Below are 16,992 nucleotides of genomic sequence, written 5' to 3'. Positions count from 1 at the left end.
TGAAATGATTTAATGTTTATGTTCATCATTTTTCATGATATGGAACTGCGCCAGCTTCGCTCGCTCGTCACCCTGATCGACACCGGCTTCAGCGTCAGTCAAGCGGCCGATCGCCTACACCTTGTTCAGCCTGCGGTTTCCCAGCACCTGAAGCAGCTTGAGGAGGAACTCGGCGTGCGCCTGCTGCGCCGACACGGCAAACGGCTCGTGGGTCTGACGGCGGCCGGAGAGCAGGTCTTTCGGCATGCGCGCGAGGCGTTGACCGCGACCGGAAGCATCCTGGCGGTCGGCAAGGATCACAAGGAGGAGCGTCATGGCGTACTGCGGATCGCGGCGACCCACACCCAGGCGCGCTACGTGCTGCCGCCGGTGATCCGTCGCTTCGTGCAGGAATACCCGGAGGTCGCGCTGGAGATCCACCAGGGGACGCCGGGGCGGTTGATCGAACTGCTGCAGCGGGATGCCGTCGACCTCGCGGTCTGCACCGAGGGTCTCGGCCAGCAGCAGGATCTGACCTCCTTGCCCTGCTATCGCTGGAACCGCTGCCTCATCGCGCCGGCCGGACATGCGATCCTCGCCCAGCGCCCCTTAACGCTGGAGCGGCTGTGCGAGCACCCCATCGTCACCTACGTCTTCGGCTTCACCGGACGCGGCAATCTGAGCGGAACCTTCGCGCGGCACGGGCTAGAGCCGCGCGTCGTCCTGAGCGCGGCGGATACGGACGTCATCAAGGTCTACGTCCGCGAAGGGCTGGGCATCGGCATCATCGCGGACATGGCCTATCAGCCAGACGCCGACGCGGACCTGGAACGGCGCGATCTGAGCCATCTGTTTCCCTGGGAGATCACGCGCATCGCCCATCTGAAAGACCGCTATCTGCGTGTCTTCCAGCGGCGGTTCATCGCGGTCTTTCAGGAGGAGACGGCCTTGATGCAAAGAGGTTCAGGCCCAATCGCTCGGAAAGAAAACGCGCCGTCAGTTGTCCCTTGACGCTGTTTCCCGCCGCGTCGAGCGGCGGCGCGAAGGTCGCCAGACCGCCCTTGCCGGGCGCGACCACAATCATGCCGCCGCTCACCCCGCTCTTGCCGGGTAACCCGGTGTCGTACAGCCAGTCGCCCGAATTCTCGTAAAGCCCGGCGGTCACCATCACCGCCAGGACATGCTGACAGTGAATGGGATCGATGACGGATTCCCGAGTCAACGGGTTGACTCCGCCATTGGCCAGGGTCGCCGCCATGACGGCCAGATCCCGCGCGGTCACGCGCAGCGAGCACTGCCGGGTATAGATGTCGGTGGCCTCCAGCGGATCGAAGTAGATCGAATCGTAGGCGCTCAGAAGCTTGGCGATGCCGGCGTTGCGCTGATTGGCCGACATTTCGGATGCATACACCGCCGCGTCGATCTCCAGCGCGCGTCCGGCGAACCGCGAGAGTCCGTCCCGGATGAACCGCCATTTGTCCTCGGCGCCCGCGCCGGGCGCCAGACTGGAGGTCGCGATGGCGCCCGCGTTCACCATGGGATTGGTCACGCCGCCGGTCGAGCGCTCGACGGCGATCACCGAGTTGAAGGGCAGGCCGGTACTGTTGACGCCGAGCTTGCGCCGCGCCGCGTCCTCGCCGATGGACTGACAGATCAGGGCGAAGACGAAGGGCTTGGAGATGCTCTGAATGGTGAAGGCATGGTCGGTATCGCCCACCGCGTACATCTGGCCGGAAGTGCCGGCGAGACAGATGCCGAACAGGTGGCTCGGAACCGCCGCGAGCGCCGGGATATAGTCCGCATTCCGTCCCTCGGCGCACGGCCCGAAGCGGGTATGGGCTTCGTCGACCAACGCCCGTACCTGCTCGGGGGCGGGCAGATGGCCGGTGGAGATGCAGTCGGAAGCGATTGGCATGATGGTTGTGGCCGATTGTTAATCCTGTCCATTTGAAGCCCTTGATCTCGGGTACAGCCTTTCCCGGAAATCGCCTTAAAGCGGCGGCGCGGCCTGAGTCTCTCCAAGCTCCCAACCGAAGCGCGGCAGGGTGCGGAAGGCTTGGCGTAAGCTCTCGCGCCACTGCTGGGTAATCGTTTCCAGTTCCGGCGAATTCGCGTCCAGCTTGAGGCGATAGGAGGGCGAGAAGAGATCCCTCGCGCAGACCGCCACCTCGAACGGCGGTCCCACGCTCAGGTTGGAGCGCGCGGTCCCGATGAGCGAAACCAGACAGAGGCGCGCGCCGTCGTCGAGCGACAGGCCGATCGTCGCGATGTGATCCAATGCCGGCTTGCCGTATTTGCTTTCGCCGATCTGCAGATAAGGCGTCTCGGGGGTGGCCGCGATCGCATTACCCTGGGAATAGATGAGAAACAGCCCCGGCGGCTGGCCCGCGATCTGCCCGCCCAGAATGAAGGTTGCCTCTCCGCTCACGCCGGATTGACGGAGCGCGGGGCCATGTTCGTTCTGCACCGCCACGCTCACCTGTCCGAGATAGGTCGCCGCTTCAAACAGATAGTTGACGTTCAACAGGGTGGCGCCGGGCGACTGCTGGTAGAAGCTGGGTCGGGGGTTGACCGCCTGATCCAGATCGCGGCGGATGCGGTCCAGCACCTCGCGCGTGGTTGCCAGACTGCCGGCGGCCATGATGACGAACAGCCGGTCCGGCGCCGGCTGAAACACATGCAGCTTGCTGTACGAGGAGATGTAATCGACACCCGCGTTGGTGCGCGAGTCGGAAGCCATGACCAGGCCCTGATCGAGTAGGAGTCCCACGCAATATGTCATCTTTTCATGCCCCTGTCGTGGTGTGAAATCGGTTCGCAAGGATCATCCGGCACGGGATAATCGGTCAAGCGATCGGCGGAGAATATTGTCGCAACACTCCCGATGGTCACGAAAACAGGGTAGTCTTCGGCCCTTTCAAATGGACGTTCGGTGGCGGCGCGTCCTTATACCATCATTGACGAGGAATCAATATGGAATTGCTCGACGGCATGCTACGCATCGAATCCTTCCTGGCCGTGACGATCGGCATCATCGTGCTGTTCATTGGCAAGCGGCTGAACGAAAAAGTCGGCTTCCTGCGCGAGTTCAGCATTCCGGAGCCGGTGACCGGCGGGTTGCTGTTTTCCATCCTCTTCGCGTTGCTCTATCTTGTTTCCGGTTACGCGGTCGAGTTCGAGCTGCGGGCGCGCGACATTCTGCTCGTCTATTTCTTCACGACCATCGGCATCAATGCCAGCGCCCGCGATCTGCTCGCCGGCGGGCGGCCGCTCCTCATCCTGCTGACCATCACCATCGTCTTCATGCTGGCGCAGAACCTCACCGGCATCGGTATCGCCTCGCTCTTCGACCTGCCCGCGGCGGTCGGCATCACGGGCGGCACCGTCTCGCTGATCGGCGGACACGGCACCACCATCGCCTGGGCGCCGTCCATCGCCGCGGATTTCGGTATCGCCAACGCCATGGAGATCGGTATCGCCAGCGCCACCTTCGGTCTGATCCTGGCCAGCATCATGGGCGGTCCGATCGCCAAGTTCCTGATCGCGCGCCACCGGCTCACGCCCGCCCCGCAAGTGGTCGAGGAGGTTCAGGACATCGGTCTGTCGGAGACGCAGAAAAAATCCGGCATCGATCATCTCGATTTTCTGAGCGCCATCCTGGCCATCCATCTCTGCATCATCCTCGGTTTCCTGCTCAATGAGGCGATCGCCGACCTCGGGCTGAAGCTGCCGCTCTTCGTCACCTGTCTCTTCGCCGGGATCCTGATCACCAACCTGATGCCCCGGAAACTTCCGACCCTGTCGGGGATGCCCTGGCCCACGCGCACCCCGGCGATCGCCCTGATCGCGGACGTGTCGCTTGGCGCCTTTCTGGCCATGTCGCTGATGAGCATGCAGCTCTGGACCCTGGCCGATCTCGCAGGCCCCATCTTCGCCATCCTGGCGGGACAGTTCGTCCTCGCCGTGAGCGTGACCGTCTTCATTCTGTTCCCCCTGATGGGCCGCAACTATGACGCCGCCGTGGTCGCGGCCGGCTTTGGCGGCGTCTCGCTCGGCTCGACCCCAACGGCCATGGCCAACATGGCCGCCGTCACCCAGCGTTTCGGCCCCTCACATCGCGCCTTCATCATCGTCCCGCTGGTCTCGGCCTTCTTCATCGATCTGGTGAACGCGATGGTGATTCCGTTCTTTCTCCGCACCTTCTGAATGAAATGCAAATCGGAGACGCCATGCTGAGCCACATTCGCACCTTTTTTGACACCTATCTGTCAGCGGACGCGCCGTCCGTTCAGGATCCCGAGCAGTCGGCCCGATGCGCCGCGGCGGCCCTGCTGCTGGAGATGGCGCACATGGACGACCAGGTCACGGAGTCGCAGCAGGCGGCGATCCTCACGGCGGTTCGGGAGCATTTCGGACTGACGCCGGAACAGGCCGGGGAGTTGATCGAGTGCGCCAACGAAGAGCGCGAACAGGCGACCGATTACCATCAGTTCACCTCGCTCATCAACGCCCATTTCAGCCCGGAGCAGAAGGTGGTTCTGATCGAACAACTCTGGCGCGTGGCCTACGCCAACGAGGAACTCTGCAAGCACGAGGAGTATCTGGCGCGCAAGGTGGCGAACCTGATTCATGTGCCGCATGGCGCCTTTATCGCCGCCAAGCTGCGGGTAATCGGTTAGCCCTCGCCAACCGCCTGGCCACCAGAAATGGAGCCCGGCAGGGCGATTCGCCATGCCGGATTCCGTATTCCTGGTGCCTCAGTCGACCGCTTCCGAGTCGCTTGGCCGATCCGTTTCCGCGTCAGCGAGGGTTTCGGGCGATTCATTGATTTCCGGCCCCAGCAGGATCGCGAGCGGGCGGGTATGCGGGCTTGCGTCGAGCGCGATGATCAAGGCCGTGGTGAGCGGCACGGCGAGGAACATGCCGACGGTGCCGAACAGCCAGCCCCAGAACAGCAGCGCGATGAACACCGCCAGGGTCGAGATGCCCAGTCCCTTGCCCATGATGCGCGGCTCGATGACATTGCCGATCGCGGTGTTGATGATCAGATAGCCCGCCGCGACCAGCAGCGCGGTGCCCAGGTCGATCTGCACCAGCGTCAGCAGAACCGCCGGGATCATCATCAGAATATTGCCGATCACCGGCAGGAAATTCAGGAAGAAGGCGAGCACGGCCCACAAGACGGCAAAATCGACCCCAAAGAAGATCAGCAGGAGCCAGACGCAGAATGCCGTGGCCAGACTGGTCAGAACCTTGATCCGCATGTAGCGATTGATGTTGTCGAGCAGGCGACGCAGGCGCGCATTGCCCGCTTCCGTCAGGTGAAACGCCGCCTTCAGCTTGGCCGGCATCGTCGGCACTTCGAGCAGGATGAAGATGACGGTGAGCAGCACCAGGAGCCCGGTCGCGAAAATGCCGCTGGCATTCGACAATAAGCGCTGCACCGCGTTCATCACCTGGTTTGGATCCATCAGATCCGGGACCGCCGCGGTCGAGTTTTCGACGCCGATGCCTTCCATCCAGCCTCCAAACTGCTGGCTCAGGAGCATGAAGCGCTCCTGATAGGTCGGCAGGCTTTCCCGAAAGCCCTCCAGCGCGCCGGTGGTCAGCAGGGCCAGGAGGCTGCCGATATCGAGCAGCACGAACGCCACCACGACCAGCGCGACCCATTTCGGCGCGCCCTTGCGACGCATCCAGTCGATGGCCGGGATGGCGATGATCGCGATGAAGATGGCCAGCAGGATCGGCGACAACAGCGGCGCGGCGGCCTCCAGCAAGGTGACGACCAGGGCAAAAGCGCCAGCGACGATCAAGCCGCGGGCTGGCGGGTTGAAGGTGGAAAGTGCGTTCATGGTCTCGATGACTCCTGACGTAAGGTGAAGAGGATTCGGTGCGGTGAGCGGTGGCGGCGGGTCAATCGGGAGTGCCCTTGCTCCCGCCCTCATCCGGGAAGAGGGCATGCACGCATAATCCGCGTGCATCATGGTGATTTCTGGATCGAAGCCTGACGCCGTTCGTGGTTCGAGTGCCTCACCACGAACGGCGTCAGGCGAGGCGCCAGCGGTTCTCGTTTTGGCGTCAAAACGAGAATTGCTGGCGAAGCCGGGTCGCGGCGATCAGGCGAGCGCCTTTTCCTTGAGTCGGTCGAATTCTCCCTGGCTGATCGTGCCGGCATCCAACAGCGCCTTGGCATCGCAGATCTGTTCGGCGGGTGACTTGGCCGCAACCTGACGAATATAGGCGTCCGTGTCCGATTTAACCCGCTGCGCGGCAGCGAGTTGGCGCTCGGCCATGCCCGTGCCACGGATCAGGACGTAGAACAGGGCGGTGAGAAATGGCAGGAACACCAGACCGATCAGCCACAGCACCTTGTAGCCGCCCGGCAGTGCGGGATCGCGAAACAGGTCGACGACCACATGGAAGAGAATGATCAGATAGGCGACGAATAAAAAACTCGACGCGATCAGATAGATGAAGTCCCAGAAATTAGCCATGGTGAATCGCTCTCGTTGGATGGATGGATGGATGAAGAAGCGAACCGGTGGATCCCGGTGGTGGCCGTCACAGCGCGCAAGCGTTGTGACAGATTTGTTGGCGCTAAACCGCGCCCCGCCAATCGCGCCTAGTCGCCAGCAAAGCTGGGGAAACCCGCAAAACGACGCTTTTCACTCTGGGCGTGGTTTAGGCGCCGCTGGTTTGAGACTCCAGGCCGGTCTGGTCGCGGCGCGGCGCCACGCCCCCGAACCAGGTCACATAGAGCGTCGGCAGAAACACCAGCGTGAGCAGCGAGGCGACGGCGAGGCCGCCCATGATGGCGAAGGCCATCGAGCCCCAGAAGACCGTGGGCGCGATCGGGATCATGCCGAGAATGGTCGAGAGCGCGGTGAGCATGATGGGTCTGAAGCGCGACAGGCTGGCCTCGACCACCGCGTCCCAGACGCTTTTTCCCGCCGCCCGCTCGGCCTCGATCTGATCGATCAGAATCACCGCGTTCTTGGCGATCATGCCGATCAGGGCGAGGATGCCGAGGATGGCGACGAAGCCGAGCGGCTTGCCGGAGACCAGCAGGGCGCCGACCACGCCGATCAGGCCCAGCGGCACCAGGCTTAGGACCATGAAGAGACGCGCGAAACTCTTGAGCTGGAAGATCAGCAAGGTCAGCATCAGCAGGATCATCAGCGGCACCACCGCGAAGACCGAGGCTTGCGATTCGGTGCTCTCCTCGACCGCGCCGCCCAGTTCGATGCGGTAGCCCGCAGGCAGGGTCGCATTCAACTCGGCGATGGGGTGTTCCAGATCGGCGACCACGGTTTCGGGCAGCATCCCCGGCGTCACGTCGGCCTGGACCGTCAGGGTCGGAATCCGGTCGCGCCGCCACACCAGCGGATAGTCCTGACCGTACTCGAAGACCGCGAACTGACTGAGCGGGATGGTGCGACCGTTCGGTAGCGAGACTGGCAGGCTGCGCAGGGTTTCGACCGACAGGCTCTGTCCCCCCAGTTCGCGCGCGACGACATTGACGAGATAGATGTCGTCACGGACCTGGGTGATGCCGGTGCCGGAGATATTGGCGTTGAGCGCGGTGGACACCGCCTGGGTGCTCAGGCCCAATTGACGCGCCTGCTCCTGATCGATGCGGATATGCAGTTCGCGCTCCGGCTCCATCCAATCGAAATTGACCCGGCGCGATCCGGGGTGATCCGCCACGAGATCCGCGAGTTGCAGCGCGATGTCGCGCAGCTCGGTCGGGTCCGGACCCATGACGCGGTATTGCAGCGGCCAGCCGACCGGCGGACCCAATTCGAGCGGCGACACCCGTCCGACCACCTCCGGGAAGCGTTCGGCCAGCAGCTGTTCGAGTTGTGGCTGGAGACGTTCGCGCGCCTCGATGTCCTTGGTCACGATGACCGACTGGGCGAAGAAGGGGTTGGCCAACTGGACGTTCAGCGGCAGATAGAAGCGGATGGCGCCCTGACCGATGTAGGTACTCCAGCGTTCGATCTCGGGCGCGAACTCGGGATCATCGCGCAGCACCTGCTCGAATTCGTTGACGAGACGCTCGGTCGCATGGATCGAGGCGTTCTGCGGCAACTGGAGGTCGACCAGCAGTTCGGGGCGATCCGACGACGGGAAGAACTGGCGCGGCACCTGACCCAACGCCAGGATGGCGGCGACGAAGATCGCGAGCGTCAGGGCGATGGTGAACCAGCGCGCGCGCATCGCGAGCGTCAGAAAACTCCGGTAGGTCTCGACCGTGCGGCTCGGCTTGTCATTCGCCCCGGCCTTGGGCGGGCGCAGCAGCGTCATACCGATCAGGGGGGCGAACACCATCGCAACGAGCCAGGAGGCGATCAGCGCGATGCCGACCACCGCGAAGATCGAAAAGGTGTATTCGCCCGCCGAGCTTTGGGCGAAACCGATGGGCACGAAACCGGCGATGGTGACCAGGGTGCCAATGAGCATCGCCATGGATAGATGTTTGTAGGCGTAGACGGCCGCGCTCGCCTTGTCGTCGCCCAGGGCCAGGCGCCGGCTCATGGCGTCGATGGTGGTCATGGCGTCGTCGACCATCAGGGCCAGGGCGATGATGAGCGCGCCGAGCGAGACCCGTTGCAGGTCGATGTCGGCGATGTCCATCATGGGAAAGACCACGGCCAGCGTGAGCGGAATGGCGATGGCCACGACCGTGCCGGCGCGCGCGCCGAGCGCGACGAAGCTGATGACGAGCACGATCCCGATCGCCTGCCACAGCGAGGTGGTGAATTCGTTGATCGCGAGATCCACCGTCAGGGGTTGATCGGCCACCAGACGCGGCTCGATGCCGAGCGGCAGTTCGGCCTTGATGTCGGCGATGGCCTTGGCGACGTTGCGCCCGAGCGCCAGGGTGTCGCCGCCATCGCGCATGGCGATCGCCAGTCCGATGGCGGGTTCCCCATTGACGCGGAACATCGGTTGGGGCGGATCGACGAAGCCGCGACGGACATCGGCGATATCGCGCAGCCGCAGCATGCGCTCGCCGACGGCGAAGGTGACCTCGGCGATGTCCCGCTCTGAGCCGAAAGCGCCCGAGACCCGCAGCGCGATGGACTCGTCGCTGGTGCTCAGGATGCCCGCTGGGCTGACGATGTTCTGGGCGCGCAGCGCGGCGATCAGGGTGCTGGGATCGAACCCCAGCCCGGCGAGCCGCTCGACCGAGAAGTCGATATAGATGACCTCGTCCTGGGCGCCGAGGATGTCGATCTTGGAGACGTCGGGGACCGTGAGGAGTTGCGAACGGGCGTCCTCCACCGCGTCGCGCAATTCGCGATGGGTGAAGCCGTCGGCGGTGAAGGCGTAGATGATGCCGAAGGTGTCGCCGAACTCGTCATTGAAGAAGGGGCCGACGATCCCTTGCGGCAAGGTGTGGCGCATGTCGCCCACCTTCTTGCGCACCTCGTACCAGGTGTCCGACACCTCCCGTCCCTGCGTGCTCCCCACCAGGTCGACGAAAATGGTGGCGGTGCCGGCGCGGGTGAAACTGCGCAGGTTGTCGAGATTCGGAACCTCCTGCAGGGTGCGTTCGAGACGCTCGGTGACCTGGGCGATGGTTTCGTCAAGGGTGGCGCCGGGCCAGATCGCCTTGACCACCATGGTGCGGAAGGTGAACGGCGGATCCTCCGCGCGGCCGAGCTTGTAAAAGGAACTCACCCCGGCGGCCAGTACCGCGAGCATGATGAAGATGGTGACCGAGCGGTTGCGGATGGCCCAGTCGGAGAGATTGAAACCGCTCATGGCCGAACTCCAGTCAGGTCTGGGGTCGGCTCCCCGAGCAGACGGACCTGTTGGCCGGGGCGCAGGGTCTGAACCCCCGCTGTGACCACCAGTTCGCCGGGCTCCAGACCCTGGGAGATCAACACCCGATCGAGCTCATAGCTGGCCACGTCGACATTGCGCAAAGCTACGGTGCGCGACTCGGGATCCAGGGTCCAGACCGCCGGCGCGCCCTGGGACGCGGTGAGCGCCGAGGTCGGGAGGCTGATCCCCGCGACCCCGCCGAGCTGGATGCTGCCGGTCACGGTGGAGCCGAGCCGCATCGCCTCGGGCGGACTGGCGAGACCAACCCGAACCTTGAAGGTCCGGGTCACCGGGTCCGCCTGGGGCGAGACCTCGCGGACCCGGCCGGTGGTGCTGACCTTGGGATCGGTGCTCAGTGCAACGCTCACCTCATCCTCGGCGGAAGCCGCCTCGATCACCCGCGCCGGCACGTCGAAGACCGCATCGCGACCGCCCTCGCGGGCGAGCCGAACGATCATGCGCCCGGCCGCGACGACCTCGCCCGGCTCCGCGCCGCGGGCGGTGACGATGCCCGGTCCGTCGGCGATCAAGGTGGTGAATCCAAGCTGGTTCTCGGCCGTGCTGACCTGCGCCTCGGCCGCGCTCACCTGCGCCTGGGCGGCATCGCGCGACTCGACGGCGCGGTCGAACTGGGCGCGGGCGACGAAGCCCCGTGGCAGCAGCGGTTCGTACCGCTGGACCGTATTGCGCGCCTCGACCAGACGCGCCATGGCGGCGGCCAGATTCGCCCGCGCCGCGTCGATGGCATTGCGCTCGTTGACCGCGTCGAGTCGGGCGACGATCTGCCCCGCGCGGACCCGGTCGCCCACGCTGACGGTGCGCTCGATCAACTGTCCGCCGACCCGAAAGGCCAGGGCCACGTCATCCTGCGCCTGGACGTTGCCGGTCAGGGTCACGGTCTCGCCGCCCGGCAGTTCCTCGGCCGTCACGACCCGCACCGGGCGGATGGGCTCGGGGATGGGCTGGGACTCATCGGTTGGCTGACAGGCGGTCAGCAGCGCGAGGAGCGCGAAGGCAAGGGTCGAGGATGCGCCAGCCCTGGAGGCCGGCCGCAGGCTGTCGCCGCGCGAGGATGAGATCAATGCTTCCACAAGGACGCCTCCAGGTTATGATTCAAGCGTTTCGATTCAATGCGTCGCATGGCCATGCGTCGGCGTTGCCCGATCCGCGCGGCGGATCGAATCGGACGTTTGGTGTTGGCCGCAACGCTGATCCAGGATGATGATTCTATCCTGCCATGCGTACAATCCAACCCCAGTATCCGAACCGTTTCGATTCGGTGACAGCATGTTCAATCCGACCACATCAAGCTTCACTCAATCGCTGATCCCGTTGGTGTTTTCCTGTCTTGTTCTCGCCGGATGCCAGTCCGTCCCGACACTCTCGGCTCGCTCCCTCGGCACGCAACTCAACGAATCGCTGCGGGCACTCGCGGCGCCAGACAGTCGCGAGCCGGACCGCGCGCGGGCGTTGGCCGAGTCGCGTCGTCTGACGGCGGACCATCTGCCCGAACTTCTGGAAGACGCGACAACGTCGGCGCTGAGTCCCGCCGGCGCGACCCTGCCTGGCATTCATGCGCCAGCCGATTTCGGCGACCTTGTACCCGTTCCAACCAGCCACGTGACCACCCCCGGTCTGCATCGCGTCGGCATTGGATTGCCGATGGTCGGCGTACTTCCGCCCGCGGATGCCAATGCCCCGCGCGCGGGCTATCGCGTGCCGCTGACCCTGCTGGCCCTGCCGAAGTCTAACCCAACGGAATGCTGCGACGTCGCCCTGGTCGACCCAGAGCGCGTCTCGTCGGTGCGCACGGTCCACGGCGATTTCGCCACCGCGATGGATCTGGAGGCGCCCATCGACGCCACTCGGGCGACCGGACCGCGTCCCTTCACGGGTCTACTGAAACTCCTCCGTCCCGGCCGTTTCAGCGGGCGGCCGCGCGTCGTTTTCCTGCAACCTTTCGATCCAGACAAGATCCCCGTGGTCCTGGTGCATGGTCTGATGTCGACGCCCCACATGTGGGCGCCGCTGGTCAAGGCCCTACTCGCGGACGGGCGAATCCGCGGTCATTTCCAATTTTGGTTCTTCTTTTACCCGACCGGACAGCCGGTTCCGCTCTCCGCGTTCCAATTCCGGGATGCGCTGGACGCTGTCGCGCACAACCACGGCCACCACAAGCCCATGATCCTGGTCGGTCACAGCATGGGCGGTATCCTTTCCCGCGCGCAGGTCTCCCGGATGTCCGAGCGGGAGGCGGAGACCGTCAGGTCGGGGATTGCGTCCCTGCCTGAGACCAGTCTCGTCCGCCGTTCGCTGATCTTCGAACCGCGACCGGATGTCAGCCGGGCCATCTTTATGTTCACGCCGCATCGGGGTAGCCGACTCGCGGCCAATAGTCTCGGCGCCTGGGGCGTTCGCTTGATCCGCCTGCCGGATTGGCTGCTGGGAACGCTGATGCATTACGCCCTGCTGATCCCGGAAATCGCGGAAGGGCGTCCGCCGACCAGCATCCATGGCCTGTCGCCGAACTCGTCATTTCTGCGCGCGCTGGATCGCACCCAGCCAACCGTTCCGACCCATTCGATTCTCGGCGATCGGGGGCGTCGGCGCGGCAGCCTCCTGGCCAGCTCGGACGGCGTGGTAGCCTATTCCAGCGCCCACCTGGCGGCGGCCAAGTCGGAAGTCGTCGTGCCCGCCGGCCATGGCGGATTCGCCAATCCGCTCGCCATCGCGGAGTTGCGGCGCATTCTCCATCAGGAGCTGGCCGAGACATCCGGGCCTGGCAAGTCGGCATCCATGACGTCGAACTCGATGCCAGGAAAACATCGTGACGCCGCGAACAAGCGCAAATAGACCAAAATCAGGCTCCCTGAACATTCGTGTATTACCCCAGGGTAGCGACGATAGCGACAGTGGTCGCGGCCACCGCGAACAGCGCCACCAGGAGCGGCCAGACGAACAGGAGATATTTATCGTAACCAACCTTGGCAATCGCCAGGCCGCCCACGATGACGACATTGGTCGGTGAGACCAGGAGGGTCAGGCCGTGGCCCAGTATCCATGCGGTGATAGTGGTGGATCGGCTCACGTCGGCAAAGTCGGCGAGCGGCGACAGCAGCGGCATCGCCAGTGCGGCGTGTCCGGAACTGGAGGGGATCAGAAACGCTAGCGGGATATTCACCACCATCGCCGCGATGGCGAAGGCGCCCGCCGAGGCGCCGGTGATCAGCTGTTCCATGGCGTGGAGGACGGTGTCGAGGGTTTGGGTATTGGTCATGATGACCGAGATCCCTCCGGCCAGCAGCATTACCATGGCGGGACTCATCATGTCCGAGGCGCCGGCGGCGATGAGCCGCACGATCTCCTTCTCCGGCATTTTCGCGACCAGACCGACCAGCACCGAGGCGATCAGGAACAGCATCGCCAGTTGCGGAAACCACCAATTCAATTCGAACCAGTAGGGCGCGGGCGCGGGCGCGGGCGCGGCGGCCGCGTGCGTGCCGTAATAATCGGCCGGTCCGGTCGAGCCGTTGAGAATGCTCGACCAGGGAATGACCGAGAAGATCATGAGACCAAAAGCAAGGGCGGTGATCGCCAGCACCCATTTCTGGGTTCCGGTGAGCCTTGGGGGGACGTCGGCGGGTGTGTCGGCCAGATCCTCGACGGCATGATCGATGGCCGATTCGTCGTCGGGTGCTGCCCGGTCGAAACCGACCAGCGAGGCGCCTGGATCGGCGCGCACCCGGGCGGCGTAGCGCAACACCCAGGCCACCGCGATCGCGGTCAGAATAAACCAGAGGATCAGACGCGGCAGAATGCCATCGCCAATCCCAACCCCGGCTTCGCCGGCGGCGACACCGATCGAGAAAGGGTTGACCGTGGACGCCATGATCCCGATCGTTGCGCCGATCATGATCATCGCGGCCGTCACCAGGCGATCGTAGCCGAGCGCGCTCATCAGCGGGATGAACAGCGCGTAGAAGCCCAGCGTCTCTACCGAGAAACCCATCGTGGAGCCGAGCAGGGAGAACAGCACCATGACGGCGGTGATGAGCAGCCACCCTCGGCTGCGCAGGCGGTTGGCCAGCGCGGCGACCGCGATCTCCAGGCTGTGGGTAGCGAAGCTGATGGAGATGAAGGCGCCGATGGACATGATGAAGACGATCACGCCGATCTGCCCGAACAGACGCCCAACCGTCTGGGTGTCGACGAATCCGCGCACGGGACTCAGCAGACCGTAGATGCCATTGACCGGCGCGAGGACCAGTTGCTCGACCCGCTCGCCAAGGGTGAGCGGCGATTCGATCCGCTGATAGGTGCCCGGGATCGGCGAACCGTCGGCGTCTGTGGCGTATTGACCGGCCGGGATGAACAGGGCCGCTACCCAGACCAGGACGCTGACGATCGCCAGCGTCGTCACCGCGCTGGGGAACACGAACGTCCGCTTGCGTGGTTGGGACAAGGCATCGGCGCTTTTGGGCTTTTGGGACATGTATTCCAGTTCCTGACGATGAAACCGCATTCAGCGCGAGATGCTGAATTTTCGAGTGAGCCCAACCTTTTGGTGCATCAATCTGCCCTCTATAGATGCGCGGTTTAGGTGATTTCTGGAGAAGACCTTACCGATTTTCCGTTCATTCTTCGACAAGCTCAGGACGAACGGATGCGATCTGGATATGAGCTTTTCCGGAAATCGCCTTAAAAAGCTTTCCGCACCATGACCCAAACCTCGGTGGAGCTGTAATTCCCCCAGAGGCTGTTACTTTCGTCGCGAAGATACAAAATCTCCGGGCGCAACGACCAGCCGGGGGCAAAGGCGTAGGTCAAACCACCGCCTAACTCATAGATGTCATCGCTGCGCGTGAAGGATCCGACCGGGATCTCGTCTTCATCGAGAATAAAGCGATCGTCATCGTAGGCGTCGTGCTGCCAGAGTCCGAAGAGAAAAACTCCGACATGGTCGCTCAGGTCCATGCCCCAGTCGAACTCGATGCCGTAGAAGGTGTTGTCGCCGTCGGGCCGGTCGTGGGTCGCCCATTCACGTCCGGCGTTTGCGGTCAGCGTCAGCGAGGCCCGTCCATCCAGATGAGCGTGCGTCCAACTGAGCCACAGTTCGCCGATATCACGGCTGCGTTCGCGCAGATCGGTGGGGTACTCGCGTGTCCGCAGCTCGACCTCGATGCGGATTCGATGGTCCGCATTGAGGTCGAAGGCGCGATTGACGAAGACACCGTAATCCTGCCGATAGCCCGGATGACCCCGGTAACTCGCACGGCCCCGCACCCCGATCACCTGGCTACCCTTGGGGAGCGACTGGTTCACTGTGACATTCCAGCGCAGATCGGAGTCGTCCCGACGCCCGGAGTCGTCGTAGTATCTGAACCGATAATCCAGGGTGCCGTCGAGCGAGAGGTCGTCGGCGGCGATATAGCTCAATCCGCCGCCAGCGCGGATCTTCCAGAAGGCGTCGCGGGTCGGGTCGTTGCCTGCGGCGCGGGTGGAACGGGTGACGTTCTCGCGATAGTAGCCGCCACCGGTTTCCGCGTAGCCGAACGCGGACAGGGGGGTGCCCGACGCATAGCCGCGTGCCGCATCGGCGTAAATCTCAGCCTGCTGATGCAGATCGGGCGGCAGGTTGTCGAAACGCAGCACCTGCTCGAATTCGAGCACTGCGCGTGCATACTCACCCCTGGTCAAATACGCCTGGCCGCGTTCGAAATGCGTGGCGACCGGGTCGGTGTCCGTCTCAGCCGGGACGCCCGGCGCCAGACTGCACAGGACCAGCACGGCGATGATGCCGAACGTCTTGAGGTGATTGTCGAGCATCATCATCCCGCCCCCGTCTTCCTTCGATCTGCATCAGAAGTCGACCGGATCCCGGATCAGCGGGCAGGTCATGCAATGACCGCCGCCGCGACCGCGGCCCAATTCGGCGCCGACGATGGTGATGACCTCGACACCGGCCCTGCGCAGCTCGGTATTGGTCCAGGTGTTGCGGTCGTAGGCGATCACCACGCCGGGGGCGAGCGCGACCAGATTGTTGCCGCTATCCCACTGCTGACGTTCGGAGGCATAGTGGTTGCCGCCGGTCTCGATGATGCGCAGTGCCTTGAAGTTCAGTGCCTCGGCGACGACATCGACGAAGGGTTTCTTCTCCAGCGTCGCATCGACCACGCCTTCGCGGTCGCCCGGTCGCAGCGTGATCGCATGCACCTGATCCATGATGGGCGGGAACAGGGTAACCAGATCCCGGTCGGCGAAGGTGAAGACCGTATCCAGGTGCATGGCCGAGCGTAGCTTGGGCATGGCTGCGACGATGACCCGTTCGGCTGCTCCCCTGGCGAAGAGCGCGGCGGCGGCCTGGGAGATGCCCTGACGGGAGGTCCGCTCGCTCATGCCGATGAGCACGACCCCGTTGCCGACGGGCATCACGTCCCCGCCCTCCAGGGTCGCCAGACCGAAATTCTGGTCCGGATCGCCCCACCAGACCTGGATGCCGGCATTGGCAAAGCTCGGATGGAACTTGTAGATCGCCGTGGTGAGCAGTGTCTCTTCCCGGCGTACCGGCCAATAGAGCGGGTTGAGGGTCACGCCGCCATAGATCCAGCAGGTCGTGTCACGGGTATAGAGCGTGTTTGGCAGCGGCGGCAGCAGATACTCGGTTACGCCGTGGGCCTCGCGCACCAGGGAGAGGTAGTCCGAGGTGGCGAATTCATCCGGCACGTCGATGACCGAGAGTCCGCCGATCAGGAACTCGGCGAGCGCGCGTGGGTCGAGGCTTTCGAGGAAGGCTCGGGTGTCCTCCATCAACCCCAGGCCAACATTGTTTGGCGTGATCTTGCGATCCAGGATCCAGCCCCGCGCCCCCGGATCCGCGACCGTCTCGGCGAGCAGGTTGTGCATCTCCACGACATCGACGCCACGGTCGCGCATCTTGGTCATGAAGTCGAAATGGTCGCGCTTGGCGTTCTGCACCCAGAGCATGTCGTCGAACAGCAGGTCGTCATTGTTGCTCGGGGTCAGGCGCGTGTGCGCCAGGCCGGGCGCGCACACCATGACCTTACGCAGGGTTCCAACCTCGGAGTGGACGCCATAGACCGGCGGGTTACCGGCGGTTGCGGGCTGATTTTTCGTCGTCATGAAACAGTCCTCCGTTCGTGAGATGGATCTCTGTTAAAC

General features: G+C 64.0%; 13 protein-coding genes. 4 read left to right on the top strand and 9 right to left on the bottom strand.

Annotated elements, in window-relative coordinates; translation table 11 throughout:
* Positions 1-18 precede the first annotated feature (18 nt).
* Positions 19-990, top strand: a complete 972-nt coding sequence (locus THIVI_RS06805) for a LysR substrate-binding domain-containing protein (RefSeq protein ID WP_245537389.1) — start codon at positions 19-21, stop codon at positions 988-990.
* Here the strand turns inward: THIVI_RS06805 and glsA are convergent.
* A complete protein-coding gene (gene glsA, locus THIVI_RS06800) occupies positions 899-1,894 on the bottom strand; it encodes a glutaminase A (RefSeq protein WP_014777886.1) in 996 nt (331 codons plus the stop codon). The genes THIVI_RS06805 and glsA overlap by 92 nt on opposite strands.
* 75 nt (positions 1,895-1,969) lie before the next feature.
* Positions 1,970-2,761, bottom strand: a complete 792-nt coding sequence (locus THIVI_RS06795) for a proteasome-type protease (protein ID WP_014777885.1) — start codon at positions 2,759-2,761, stop codon at positions 1,970-1,972.
* 191 nt (positions 2,762-2,952) lie between these two features.
* Here THIVI_RS06795 and gltS point away from each other — a divergent pair, with 191 nt between their 5' ends.
* Positions 2,953-4,185, top strand: coding sequence for a sodium/glutamate symporter (gene gltS / locus THIVI_RS06790; RefSeq protein WP_014777884.1), 1,233 nt, complete (start codon positions 2,953-2,955; stop codon positions 4,183-4,185).
* Between the two features lie 23 nt (positions 4,186-4,208).
* A complete protein-coding gene (locus tag THIVI_RS06785) occupies positions 4,209-4,658 on the top strand; it encodes a tellurite resistance TerB family protein (RefSeq protein ID WP_014777883.1) in 450 nt (149 codons plus the stop codon).
* 78 nt (positions 4,659-4,736) lie between these two features.
* Here THIVI_RS06785 and THIVI_RS06780 read toward each other — a convergent pair whose 3' ends face one another.
* The 4 genes from THIVI_RS06780 to THIVI_RS06765 all read right to left on the bottom strand — a co-directional run bounded on the left by THIVI_RS06780 (position 4,737) and on the right by THIVI_RS06765 (position 10,904).
* A complete protein-coding gene (locus THIVI_RS06780) occupies positions 4,737-5,831 on the bottom strand; it encodes an AI-2E family transporter (RefSeq protein ID WP_014777882.1) in 1,095 nt (364 codons plus the stop codon).
* 264 nt (positions 5,832-6,095) lie between these two features.
* Entirely contained in the window at positions 6,096-6,473 is a 378-nt protein-coding gene (locus THIVI_RS06775; protein WP_014777881.1) for a PLDc N-terminal domain-containing protein, read from the bottom strand.
* A gap of 187 nt (positions 6,474-6,660) precedes the next feature.
* Positions 6,661-9,750: an efflux RND transporter permease subunit gene (locus tag THIVI_RS06770; RefSeq protein WP_014777880.1), complete on the bottom strand. Its 3,090-nt coding sequence runs from the start codon at positions 9,748-9,750 to the stop codon at positions 6,661-6,663.
* Positions 9,747-10,904, bottom strand: a complete 1,158-nt coding sequence (locus THIVI_RS06765) for an efflux RND transporter periplasmic adaptor subunit (RefSeq protein ID WP_014777879.1) — start codon at positions 10,902-10,904, stop codon at positions 9,747-9,749. The genes THIVI_RS06770 and THIVI_RS06765 overlap by 4 nt, the downstream gene beginning before the upstream one ends.
* A gap of 196 nt (positions 10,905-11,100) precedes the next feature.
* Between THIVI_RS06765 and THIVI_RS06760 the strand changes: the two genes are divergently transcribed.
* Entirely contained in the window at positions 11,101-12,666 is a 1,566-nt protein-coding gene (locus THIVI_RS06760; RefSeq protein ID WP_014777878.1) for an esterase/lipase family protein, read from the top strand.
* A gap of 31 nt (positions 12,667-12,697) precedes the next feature.
* On the opposite strand, the gene THIVI_RS06755 is transcribed toward THIVI_RS06760, so the two are convergent.
* From THIVI_RS06755 to THIVI_RS06745, 3 genes are all read right to left on the bottom strand, one after another.
* Positions 12,698-14,305, bottom strand: coding sequence for a YfcC family protein (locus tag THIVI_RS06755; RefSeq protein ID WP_041447383.1), 1,608 nt, complete (start codon positions 14,303-14,305; stop codon positions 12,698-12,700).
* Between the two features lie 206 nt (positions 14,306-14,511).
* A complete protein-coding gene (locus THIVI_RS06750; protein ID WP_169315565.1) occupies positions 14,512-15,645 on the bottom strand; it encodes a hypothetical protein in 1,134 nt (377 codons plus the stop codon).
* Positions 15,646-15,672: 27 nt separating this feature from the next.
* Positions 15,673-16,953: an arginine deiminase gene (locus THIVI_RS06745; RefSeq protein WP_014777875.1), complete on the bottom strand. Its 1,281-nt coding sequence runs from the start codon at positions 16,951-16,953 to the stop codon at positions 15,673-15,675.
* Between the last annotated feature and the right edge of the window lie 39 nt (positions 16,954-16,992).

The organism is Thiocystis violascens DSM 198 (assembly GCF_000227745.2).
GTDB lineage: Bacteria > Pseudomonadota > Gammaproteobacteria > Chromatiales > Chromatiaceae > Chromatium > Chromatium violascens.
This window is presented reverse-complemented; position numbering and strand designations above follow the sequence as displayed.